Annotated in this window: 11 protein-coding genes; 9 read left to right on the forward strand and 2 right to left on the reverse strand. The window is 70.0% G+C overall.

Annotation, left to right across the window (positions count from 1 at the left end):
- The first annotated feature begins 107 nt into the window (after positions 1-107).
- From rfbB to WD271_13575, 8 genes are all read left to right on the forward strand, one after another.
- Positions 108-1,127, forward strand: a complete 1,020-nt coding sequence (gene rfbB / locus WD271_13540; protein ID MEX1008853.1) for a dTDP-glucose 4,6-dehydratase — start codon at positions 108-110, stop codon at positions 1,125-1,127.
- 4 nt (positions 1,128-1,131) lie between these two features.
- The gene (gene rfbD / locus WD271_13545) at positions 1,132-1,971 is read left to right on the forward strand and encodes a dTDP-4-dehydrorhamnose reductase (GenBank protein MEX1008854.1); all 840 of its coding nucleotides are present in this window, start codon (positions 1,132-1,134) and stop codon (positions 1,969-1,971) included.
- On the forward strand, positions 1,968-3,263 hold the full coding sequence (locus tag WD271_13550; GenBank protein MEX1008855.1) for a UDP-glucose/GDP-mannose dehydrogenase family protein: 1,296 nt from the start codon (positions 1,968-1,970) through the stop codon (positions 3,261-3,263). Before rfbD ends, WD271_13550 begins: the two co-directional genes overlap by 4 nt.
- Entirely contained in the window at positions 3,263-4,207 is a 945-nt protein-coding gene (locus WD271_13555) for a UDP-glucuronic acid decarboxylase family protein (GenBank protein ID MEX1008856.1), read from the forward strand. The genes WD271_13550 and WD271_13555 overlap by 1 nt, the downstream gene beginning before the upstream one ends.
- Positions 4,194-4,904 (forward strand): glycosyltransferase family 2 protein, encoded by a 711-nt coding sequence (locus tag WD271_13560; GenBank protein ID MEX1008857.1) that lies wholly within the window; start codon positions 4,194-4,196, stop codon positions 4,902-4,904. The genes WD271_13555 and WD271_13560 overlap by 14 nt, the downstream gene beginning before the upstream one ends.
- Before the next feature lie 29 nt (positions 4,905-4,933).
- Positions 4,934-5,827: a glycosyltransferase family 2 protein gene (locus WD271_13565; GenBank protein ID MEX1008858.1), complete on the forward strand. Its 894-nt coding sequence runs from the start codon at positions 4,934-4,936 to the stop codon at positions 5,825-5,827.
- Positions 5,828-5,876: 49 nt separating this feature from the next.
- Entirely contained in the window at positions 5,877-6,650 is a 774-nt protein-coding gene (locus tag WD271_13570; protein ID MEX1008859.1) for a hypothetical protein, read from the forward strand.
- A 164-nt stretch (positions 6,651-6,814) separates the two neighbouring features.
- Positions 6,815-7,759, forward strand: coding sequence for a GDP-mannose 4,6-dehydratase (locus WD271_13575; GenBank protein ID MEX1008860.1), 945 nt, complete (start codon positions 6,815-6,817; stop codon positions 7,757-7,759).
- On the opposite strand, the gene WD271_13580 is transcribed toward WD271_13575, so the two are convergent.
- Positions 7,756-8,367 carry a nitroreductase family protein gene (locus tag WD271_13580; GenBank protein ID MEX1008861.1) on the reverse strand — a complete coding sequence of 204 codons (612 nt, stop codon included), beginning with the start codon at positions 8,365-8,367 and terminating at the stop codon, positions 7,756-7,758. The two genes, WD271_13575 and WD271_13580, sit on opposite strands and share 4 nt — an antisense overlap.
- Complete coding sequence (cofD, locus tag WD271_13585; GenBank protein MEX1008862.1) at positions 8,364-9,296, reverse strand: 2-phospho-L-lactate transferase; 933 nt, start codon at positions 9,294-9,296, stop codon at positions 8,364-8,366. The genes WD271_13580 and cofD overlap by 4 nt, the downstream gene beginning before the upstream one ends.
- An 82-nt stretch (positions 9,297-9,378) precedes the next feature.
- Between cofD and WD271_13590 the strand changes: the two genes are divergently transcribed.
- On the forward strand, positions 9,379-11,499 hold a 2,121-nt coding region (locus WD271_13590), incomplete at its 3' end, for a glycosyltransferase (protein ID MEX1008863.1).

The following is an 11,499-nucleotide window of genomic DNA, read 5'->3' on the forward strand; positions in this document are numbered from 1 at the left end:
CTCGCTCTCTGCGAGCCGGGGTACCCGGCTCGCGGTCGTTCGCTCGCTGGCGAGCGACTCCGCTCGCTATCGTCGCCGCTCCTCACTTGGCCCGTAAGCTTGCTCGTGTGCATGTCCTCGTCACCGGTGGCGCCGGGTTCATCGGCTCGAATTTCGTCCGCCATTGGCTACTCGAGCACCCCGGCGATCACGTGATCGCGTTCGACCTGCTCACCTACGCCGGCAACCGCGACAACCTCGTCGACGTCGACGATCGCATCACCTTTGTCCCAGGCGACATTGGTGATCTCGAGCTGGTCGCCGAGGTGCTCGAACGAGAAGCCGTCGACGTGATCGTCAACTTCGCGGCGGAATCCCACAACAGCCTCGCGGTGCTCGACCCTGCGCGTTTTTTCCGTACCAACGTGCTCGGTACGCAGACGCTGCTCGAGGCCGCCCGCGACCGCGGCGTCGCGCGCTTCCATCATGTTTCCACGTGCGAGGTCTACGGCGATCTCGCACTCGACGATCCCGGCGCGTTCACCGAGGAGTCGCCCTACCGGCCGCGCACGCCGTACAACGCATCGAAGGCGGGCGCCGACCATGTCGTGCGCGCCTACCACGAGACCTTCGGGCTGCCGGTCACGATCTCGAACTGCTCGAACAACTACGGGCCGTACCAGTTTCCGGAAAAAGTGGTGCCGTTCTTCACCACGCTCGCGCTCGACGACAAGCCGCTGCCCCTCTACGCGTCGACCGACCACAAGCGCGAGTGGCTCCACGTGCTCGACCACTGCCGCGCTGTCGAACAGATCGTGCTGCGCGGCCGCGACGGCGAGACCTACAACGTGGGGAGCAGCCGTGAAGCCACGATCGACGAGGTCGCCGACCTCGTGCTCGACACGCTCGGCAAGCCGGCGGCGTTGAAGACGATCGTGCCCGATCGTCCCGGCCACGACCGCCGGTACCTGCTCGACGCCACGAAGCTCCGCCGCGAGCTCGGCTGGGCGCCGGAGGTCGAGTTCGATGCAGGGATGCGCGCCACGGTCGAGTGGTACGCCTCGAATCGCGCGTGGTGGGAGCCGTTGCTCGACCGCGCCCCGGTGGTGGAGACGGCGTGGAGCGCCCGACCCGCCTCCGCCCGGTAGGCCGGTGCGCGTCCTCGTCACGGGTGCGGCGGGCCAGGTCGGCGCCCGCGTGGTGGAGTGCCTCGGCGCGCACGACGTCCTCGCGGCGGCGCACGACGTCCTCGACCTCGCGGACCGCGATCAGGTGGAGCAGATCGTCGGCACGTTCGCGCCCGAGGCCGTGGTGAACACAGCCGCGATGACCAACGTCGACGGCTGCGAGCGCGATCCGGAGCGCGCGCTCGCGGTGAACGCGCTTGGCGTCCGTCACCTGGCAGTCGCCGCCGCGCGCGCCGGCGCCCACGTCGTGCACATCTCCACCGACTACGTCTTCGACGGGTCGCGCGCGCGCCCGTACGACGAATGGGACGACGTAGGCCCGATCTCCGAGTACGGCCGCTCGAAGCTCGCGGGGGAGCGCGAGCTCGAGGCGCACGCGCGCTCGTGGGCGATCATCCGCACGTCGTGGGTATTCGGCAAGCGTGGGAGCGATCTCATCAGCTGGGCGTTCGGCGCGTACGAACGCGGCGAGCTCGAGGGGGTGCTCGCCGACCAGGTGAGCATCCCCACCTACGCGCCGGATCTGGCCGAGCTGCTCGCTCGCTTCGCGGTGGAGCGTCGCGAGGGACTGTTCCACGTCACGAGCGGCTCCGAAGCATGCACGCGTCACGACCTCATCACCGACGCGCTGCGCAACCGTGGCCTCGACGCCGACCGCGTGCAGCCGATCACTGTCATCCCCGACCGTCCCGCGCCGCGTCCCGCCTTCAGCGCGCTCGACAATCGCGCGCTCCGGCTCGCCGGTCTCCGGGGATTGCGCCCCTGGCGCGACGCCCTCGCCGAGTACGTGAAGGAGTGGTCGTGAGTGAGATCGCGGTGATCGGTGCGGGGTACGTGGGGATTCCCACGGCCGCGTGCTTCGCGCACCTCGGACATCACGTCGTGTGCGCCGACGTCGACGAGGCGCGTATCCGAGCCCTCGCGAAGGGCGAAGTCCCGATCCTCGAGGAAGGGCTGCCCGCGCTCGTCGTCGAGGGGCTGCGCGCAGGACGGCTGCGCTTCGTCGTCGGCGCGCAGGAGGCGGCGCGCGACGCGGAGTTCGTCTTCATCTGCGTGCAGACTCCTCAGGCCGAGAACGGCGCGGCCGACCTCTCTGTCGTCGAGGGCGTCGCCCGCGAGATCGCGCCGGTGTTGCGGCCGGGCACCGTCGTGGTGAACAAGTCGACGATGCCGGTCGGCTCCACCGACGCAGTGGCTCGCGCCCTGAAGTCAGCGGGCACGGTCACCGACGTTGGGGTCGCGTCCAACCCCGAGTTCCTCCGCGAAGGGCAAGCGGTGCGCGACACGCTGGCGCCGCACCGTGTCGTCGTCGGCTGTGACGACACCGCGGTCGCGGTGCGCGTGTCGGAGTTGTACCGCGACATCCAGGCTCCCGTACTGGTCACCGATCCGGCATCCGCGGAGATGATCAAGTACGCCTCGAACGCGTTCCTCGCCACGAAGATCTCCTTCGTGAACGCGATCGCCAACCTGTGCGAAGTCGTGAACGCCGACGTACGCGAGGTCGTCCTCGGTATGGGCTACGACCCGCGGATCGGCTTCGAGGTCCTCCACCCGGGGCCCGGATTCGGCGGTTCCTGCTTCCCAAAGGACGCCGCGGCCCTCCTGCACACGGCCGACGACGCCGGTTACGACTTTGGCTTGTTGCGCGCCGTGATCGATGTGAACGTCAGGCAGCGCGCCGTGGTGCTGGAGAAGCTGCGCGCGGCCGCGGGAGGCGAGCTTCGCGGCGCCACCATCGGGATCTGGGGCCTCGCGTTCAAGGCGAACACCGACGACCTCCGCGAGTCACCGGCCATTTTCTTGGCCGAGCTGCTGCTGGCCGAGGGCGCCATCATCCAGGCGTACGACCCCGCCGCTCGCGAGACGGCCGCCGCGCGCCTCCATGGGTTCGAGATCGCGGCCGACGCGTACGAGGCGGCCGCCGGCGCGTCGGTGCTGGCGCTGCTCACCGAATGGGACGAGTTCCGCTGGCTCGACTTCGAGCGGGTGCGGAGCTCCATGCGTTCGCCGTTCGCGGTCGTCGACGCGCGGAACCTGCTCGATCCGTCGGCGATGCGGCGGCGCGGTTTCGCGTACCAGGGCGTCGGCCGCTGATGCCCCGCGCGGTCGTCACCGGCGGCGCCGGATTCCTCGGCTCGCACCTGTGTCGTGTGCTGCACACGCAGGGATGGGAGGTCGTCGCGGTCGACGATCTCTCGACGGGCTTCGTCGCGAACGTCGAGGATCTGCTCGGCCGGCCCGGGTTCGAGCTCGTCGAGCACGACGTGGTCCACGGACTCCCGATCGAGGGGCCGGTGGCGGCGGTGCTGCACCTCGCGAGCCCCGCGAGTCCGCCGGTGTACCTCGGTCGCCCGATCGCGACGCTCGAGGTCGGTGCCCTCGGCACGCAGCACGCGCTCGAGCTGGCGCGCAAGCACGACGGCGCGCGTGTGCTCCTGGCCTCCACCAGCGAGGTCTACGGCGACCCCGACGTGAGCCCGCAGGGTGAGGGTTACTGGGGAAACGTCAACCCGGTCGGGCCGCGGGCGGCCTACGACGAGGCGAAGCGCTACGCGGAAGCGATCACGATGGCCTATCACCGGGTGTACGGGATCGACACCAAGATCGCTCGCATCTTCAACACCTACGGGCCGTTCCTCCGGCCCGAGGACGGCCGTGTGATCTCGAACTTCCTTGCCCAGGCGATCGACGGTCGTCCGCTCACGGTGTACGGCGACGGGTCGCAGAGCCGCTCGTACTGTTATGTCGACGACCTGATCGCGGGGCTCGTCGCGTTGCTCGACTCCGCGCACGTCGGGCCGATGAACCTCGGGAACCCGCACGAGCTCACGGTGCTCGAGCTCGCACACACCGTGCTCGACGTGACCGGCTCGCGTTCGGAGGTGGTGTTCGAGCCGCTACCCCGCGACGACCCTCGTCAACGGTGCCCCGACATCGCGCTGGCCGGTCAGGTCCTCGGTTGGCATCCGCGCATCGGACTCAGCGAAGGTCTCAGCCGCACCTGCGAGTGGTATCGGGGGATCGGTGACGCAGTCTGACCCAGCGGAATACCACAAGCTGTCGGTCATCGTGCCCGTGTACGACGAACGCAATACCGTCGCCGAGATCGTGCGCCGGATGCGCGCCGTCGACATCCCCCTCGAGCGCGAGTTCGTGCTCGTCGACGACGGCAGCACCGACGGCACGCGCGAGGTTCTCCGCCAGCTTGCCGACAGCACGGTCCGCGTCGTCTACCACGACCAGAACCGCGGCAAGGGCGCCGCGATCCGCACCGGACTCGAGCAGGTCACCGGCGACCTCGTGCTCGTGCAGGACGCCGACCTCGAGTACGACCCGGAGGACTGGCCCAAGCTCCTGGCTCCCGTGCTGCGCGGGAAGGCGCAGGTCGTGTACGGCTCGCGCTTCACCGGGGAGCGCCGCAACATGCTGTTCCTGCACTGGGTCGGCAACCGGTTCCTGTCTCTCGTCACCAACGTGCTCTACAACACCACGCTCTCCGACATGGAGACGTGCTACAAGCTCTTCGACCGTCGCGTGCTCGCCGGTATCACGCTGCGCGCGTCGCGGTTCGAGTTCGAGCCCGAAGTGACCGCCAAGGTGCTCCGGCGCGGGATCCGCATCTACGAGGTGCCGATCTCGTACGCGGGGCGCGAGTTCCACGAGGGGAAGAAGATCACGTGGCGCGACGGGCTCGTGGCGCTGTGGACCCTCGTGAAGTACCGGTTCGTCGATTAGCGCCGAGCGTGTCGAGTAGCCCTCAGCGTATGGACGAGCCTGCACCGCGCTGGGCCGCGGTCGTCGTGAACTACGAGTCTGGGGCACTGCTCGTGTCGTGTGTCCGATCGGTGCTCGCCGACACGAGCGCGGGCGAGCCGGAGCTCGTCGTCGTCGACAACGGGTCGCGCGACGGCTCGGTCGCCGCACTCCTCCGTGAGTTCCCTGCGGTGCGCGTCATCGAGTCGGGCAGCAACCTCGGGTATGCGGGAGGCATCAACCGCGGGGTCGACGCGACACACGCGCCGGTCGTCGCGATCCTGAACTCCGACGTCGACGTCGCGCCGGGCACCGCCGCGGCGATGCTCGCACGCCTCGAGCCCGAGGCCGACCTCGCCGCGGTCGGGCCCGTGATCCGGAACGCCGACGGCTCGCAGTACCCCTCGGCGCGCGCCGAGCCGTCGCCGTGGGATGCCGTCGGCCACGCACTGCTCGGTGCCATCCGCCCGTCGAACCGCTTCACCCGTCGCTACCGCCAGCTCGACGTCGATCCGGCACGGCCCCGCGACGTGGAGTGGCTCTCCGGGGCGGCCATCTGGCTCCGGCGTTCCGCGCTTCGGTCGGTGGGTGGCTGGGACGAGCACTACTTCATGTACATGGAAGACGTCGATCTCTGCTGGCGGCTGCGCCGGCTCGGCTGGCGCGTGGCGTACGAGCCCGGGGGTGCGGTGATGCACGTCCAGGCCGCGAGCACCGACCGCCATCCGTACCGCATGATCGTCCGCCACCACCGCTCGGCGTACCGGTTCGCCGCGAAACGCTGGCAGGGCGTGCAGCGGCTCCTGCTCGTGCCCGCCGCCCTGCTCCTGTGTGTTCGAGCCGGCGTCGCGATCGTCGCACGCGCGCTCGGCGCGCGACCCGGCCCGCCGCGTCTGACCGGGTAGCCTCGCATCCGCCATGCCGCAGTCCCGCAGACGCTATGGGCGCTCCGCGATGCGTGCCCGTTACCGCAAGCCCAAGCGCAGACGGGGCGGATCGCTCGGATGGAACGTCGCCATCGCCGCCGTCGTCATCGTCGGGATCGGCCTGATCGCGTTCTCCCGCTCGAGCGAGTCCAACGGAGCCGGCAACGGCCCGCCGCGGGCCGCCGATCAGGCTGCGGGCACGCCCGGGGACCACTGGCACACCTACCTCGGGGTCGACATCTGCGGCCAGTGGCTCACACCCGTCCCCATGTTCGAGAACCCGGTGGGTTCTCCCGCCGGCACGCAGAACGTGGGCATCCACTCCCACGGTGACGGGCTCGTCCACACCCACCCCTTCGTCGTCTCCGAAGAGGGCAACAACGCGACGCTCGGGAAGTACGCCGACTACGGCGGCTGGGGTGTGTCGTCCGACTCGATCGACGCGTGGGCGGCGCCGAAGGGCGATCCCAGCCAGAAGAGCTGGAGCAACGGCGACACGTGTACTTTCGGCCAGGACAAGGGCAAGAAGGGCGAGATCGTCTGGGCGGTCGACGGCAAGCAGAAGACCGGCAACCCGTCCGACTACCGCCAGCAAGACGGCGAGACGATCGCGATCGGCTTCCTGCCCAAGGGGGCCGAGCTCGGGTTCCCGCCCGACGCGTGCAACGCGTTCGCCAACATCTCCGACCAGCAAACCGCCGCAGTCGTGAGCAAGAACTCGCCGTGCCGCTCCGAATCGACCACCACCACGACCACACCCACCGTGTCGACCGAGCCACCAACGACCACGCTCGCGCCCTGATTCCCGCTCTCGGCAGCTTCGCTGCCGGGCCGCTCGGACCACGCCTCGCTGCGCCGCACGTGAGCGAACGGCTGCCGGTCGGGTACCCCGGCCGGCAGAGAGCGAACCATGGTGAGGTACCTGCGGCGCGCACGCTCGGCTCTGGGCGCTGCAAGACTGAGCGCGTGCGCGTTCTCGTCACTGGTGGTGCAGGGTTCATCGGCTCCGGGCTCGTCGATCGGCTGCTCGCCGAGGGCTGCGACGTCGATGCCATCGACGACCTGTCGACCGGATCACTCGGCAACCTTGCCGACGCCCGCGCGCAACGAGCCCGGAAGTTCAGCTTCCACCGGCTCGACGTGTGTGCGCCCCAGCTCCACGATCTCGTCGCGCGCCGCCGGCCCGAGGTGATCTTCCATCTTGCCGCGCAGCTCGATGTGCGCGTCTCGGTCGCACGGCCGATGTTCGACGCGCAGGTGAACATCCTCGGCTCGCTGAACCTCTGCGAAGCTGCGCTTGCCGCGGGCACGCGCAAGGTGGTGTTCGCGGGCTCGGGCGGCACGCTCTACGGCATTCCCGAGAGCATCCCCGTGCGTGAGGGGCACCCGCAGCGGCCGATCTCGCCGTACGGCGTGTCGAAGAAGGCCGCGGGTGACTACCTGTACTTCTATCGTGAGGTCCACGGGCTCGAGTACACCGAGCTCGCGCTCGCGAACGTCTACGGCCCGCGTCAAGACCCGAACGGAGAGGCCGGCGTCGTCGCGATCTTCGCGGGCCAGCTCCTCGCCGGGAAGCAGCCCACGATCTACGGCGACGGCAGCCAGACGCGTGACTACCTCTACGTCGACGACGCGGTCGACGCGTTCGTCCGCGCCGCAGAGCGCGGGGGTGGCCTCTTGATGAACATCGGTACCGGCGCGGAGACGAGCGTGCTCGACCTGTACGCGCTCATGGCCGACTTCGCCGGCTTCCGCACGGGGCCGCGCTTCGCGCCGGAACGCCCCGGCGAGCTCGCGCGCTCCGCGCTCGATCCCGGTCGCGCCGCGATCCACCTCGGCTGGAAGCCGTGGACCTCGCTCGAGGAAGGCCTCGCGCTCACCCTCGACTGGTTCCGCGAGCAAGAGAGCTAGCGGCGCGTTCTGAGGTCGTCGAGCGGCACCGGCGGTCGTTCGCGGCCCACGTAGGCCGGATCGGGGCGTCCCACGAGGATCATGGCGTGGGGGAGCCAGGCCTCGGGGAGCGCGAGCGCGTCGCGGGCCTCATCCGGGCAGAAGATCGGCGCCGCGACCCAGCACGACGCGTAGCCCGCGTCGGCGGTCGCGAGCATGAGGTTCTCGACTGCGGCGCCGAGCGAGAGCAGGGCCATGCCCCATTCGGCACGCTGGCGGGTCTCGTCGGGGTAGCGGTCGAGCCCGTCCCAGGTGAGGCAGCCGAGCACGAGCGCGGGTGCGTCGATGATCTTGCGGTGTGACGCGTCGACCAGCTCGTCGATCCGGGTCGCAGCGACACCGTCTCCCGCGAGGTCGCGGCGCCACCTCGCTCCCATTCCCCTGGCGAGACGCTGCCGCGCCTCCGGTGTGTCGACGATCACCCATCTCCACGGACGCGAGTGGTGCGGAGCGGGCGACAGGCACGCCGCCTGCACGAGCGCGTCGAGTATTTCGGGCGGCACCGGTTCGGGCAGAAACGTGCGGATCGACCGCCGGGCCTCGATGAACGAGGGCACAGCGAGGTTCAAGCGACTGCGGCGAGCGTTTCGCGTGCGAGCGAAGCTGCGACTTCCGGATCCTTCATCAAGGTGTCCGTCACGACCGCGCGCACGCCGAGGGCTTCGACTTCGCTCGCCCGTGCCGCGTCTTGGTCGTCGATCACGAACGCGGCACACAGGTCGCGGTACGCGCGCGCGACGCCAACGCACGACGCTTCGATCCCGAGATCGGCGAGCAGCCGGTCGGCCGGACCCCGCACTGCCACACCCGCGATCAGGTTGCTGATGCCGACGACGCGCCCGTGCGCGGCCACCGTTTCGCGGATACCGGGCACTGCAAGGATCGGTGCGATGGAGAGGATCGGGTTCGCCGGGCAGATCACGATCGCGTCGGCAGTGCGCAGCGCGTGGAGCACTCCCGGCGCGGGCCGCGCGGTGTCGGCGCCGTGGAACCGCACCGAGACCACGGGCGGCTCAGAGCGCTCGCGCACGAACCACTCCTCGAGCGCGAACTCCACGTTGCCGTCGGGCATCGCCGCGGTGATGCGGGTGGCCACCACGTCGTCGGTCATCGGGATCAGACGACACGCGAGGCCCCAGGCCGTCGCGATGTCGGCGGTGACCTCGGAGAGCGATGCGCCCGCTCGGAGCCGCTCCGTGCGGTACAGATGCGTCGCGAAGTCGCGGTCGCCGATGTTGAACCACGTGGGCACCCCGTAGCGCTCGAGTGCACCCAGGGTCGCGAACGTCTCGCCGGCCAGGCCCCATCCCGTCTCGGGATTGTTGGCACCCGCGAGCGTGTAGGTGACCGAATCGAGGTCGGGGCAGACCCTGAGCCCGTGGAACCAGTCGTCGTCGCCGGTGTTGCCGACGATCACGACGTCGCCGGGATCGACGACCTGGAGGAGGCCCGAGAGGAAGCGAGCCGAGCCGACTCCGCCTGCCAGGACCACGATCATGGGCAGCAGGGTAGCGGCGGCCCTTCCACCTCAGTTTCGTGACCAGTTTCACAAAACCAGTGGCGATACTCTGACCTCCCTGATGAGCACGGTGGACGGCCCCGACACGCCGGCCGAGCCCCGAGTCGAGCCGATCGATTTGCCGGTCAACTTGCCGATCGATTTGCCGATCGATTTGGAGGTGGCCGCGGCGGAGGAGGAGCTGCCGGAGGAGGAGCTGCCGGAGGAGGAGCTGCCGGAGCCGCTCGCCCTCTACCCGCCCGTCGTGGCGGTGATCGTCACCTGCAATCCGGGTGCGTGGTTCGAGGACACGCTCGCCGGCATGGCCGCACAGGACTACCCCGACCTCACGGTGCTCGTCGTCGACTGCGGTTCCGACGAAGACCCGACCGCGCGGGTCGCCGAGCACCTGCCGCACGCGTTCGTGCGACGTCTCGATGCGAGCGCAGGCTTCGCGTCCGCGGCCAACGAGGCGCTGCGCGTCGTCGAGGGCGCCACGTTCCTCATGCTCTGCCACGACGACGTCGTGCCCGACACGCCGACCGTGCGGGTGCTCGTCGAGGAGGCCTACCGGTCGAACGCCGGCATCGTGGGCCCCAAGCTCGTCAGCGCCGACGACCCCCGCGTGCTCCTCGAGGTCGGGCGCGCCATCGACCGCTTCGGTGCGCCGTACACCGGCATAGAACCCGGTGAGTTCGACCAGGAACAGCACGACGGCGTACGCGACGTCTTCTACGTGACCACCGCGACGATGCTCGTCCGCGTCGACCTCTTCGCCGAGCTCGGGGGTTTCGATCCCGCCACCTTCCCCGGTGCCGAGGACCTCGATCTCTGTTGGCGCGCGCGGCTCGCGGGTGCGCGTGTCCTCGTGGTTCCGGACGCGCGCGTGTCGCACCGCGAGGCGGCCGACGATCGGCGGCGCGTGGACCGTCCCGACGAGACCGCGCTCGTGCGGAGCCGGGTGCGCGTCCTTCTCACCTCGTATTCCTTGCTCACGCTGCTCTGGCTCGTCCCGGTCGGGGTTGTCTTGAGCTTCGTCGAGGCGCTGGGCGACCTGGTCACCGGCCACCCGCGCCGCGCGCGCGCTGCAATTGCGGGATGGTTCTCGAACCTGTTCCACCTGCGCCGCCTACGCGCGTCGCGCAAGCGCGCGCAGAAGCTCCGGAAGGTGCGCGACCACGACCTGCGTGAGCTCCAGATCGGCAGCGCGACGAGGCTCGGCGTGTTCGTCTCGCATCATCTGCAGACCGACGAGCGCCTGCGCTCGTTCGGCGATCGCGGTCGCTCTGCGGTCGGCACGGTGTCCGATCGCGTACGCGGCCCCGCCGCGTTCGCGGTCCTGGCATTCGTGGGCGTGGTGCTCGTGGGCTCGCGCAAGTTCATCAGCGGTGGCGTGCCCGGGATCGGCACGCTGGTGCCCTGGCCGTCAGACGCCGATCTTTTCGACGCCTTTGGATCCGCATGGCGCTACACGGGTCTCGGCTCGGCATCGGCCGCGCCTCCATTGCTCGCGCTGATGGGAACGCTCGGCACGGTGCTCTTCGGCGCGGTCGGCCTCGCACGCACGTTGCTCGTCGTTGCCGCACTACCACTCGGCGCCGTCGGCGCGTACCGGTTCACCCGGAGGCTGGGCGGCCGCCGGGGACCCGCGCTCGCGGCCGGGGTCGCGTACGGCGTGAACCCGGTTGCGCGCAACGCGATCGCCGCCGGTCGATTCGGTCCGCTGATGTTCTACGTGCTGCTCCCGTTCGTGCTCGGCCGGATCGTTCGCCTCGCCGGTCTCGACGCCGATGCGACGCAGGGCGAGCTTGTGCCGGACCCGAAACCGCGCGGCAGGTTCCTGCGGCTCGCGTTGCTGGTGACGCTGGCCGCCGCGTGCTATCCGGTTGCGCCCGCGCTGTTCGTCGTCGCGGCGGCAGCCTTTGTGCTTGCCGCACCCTTCGCGCGCGGATGGGGGAGCGCGTTTCGCGCCGTCGGGATCGCGGCGGCCGCCGCGCTCGCTGCTGTCGTGCTCCTCCTTCCGTGGCCCCTTGCGTACGCGGGTTCGCACTTCGACGCGGCGTCGCTCGGCTTCGCGTTCCGACCTGATTTGGGGCTCTCCGAGATCCTGCGCTTCGAGAGCGGGCCCTCGGGTGCGGGGTGGACGATGTGGGGACTCGTCGTCGGCGCCGCCGTACCGCTGTTCCTCGCGACCGGGGGGGGG

The organism is Acidimicrobiia bacterium, assembly GCA_040880805.1.
In the GTDB taxonomy this organism is placed as follows: domain Bacteria; phylum Actinomycetota; class Acidimicrobiia; order IMCC26256; family DASPTH01; genus DASPTH01.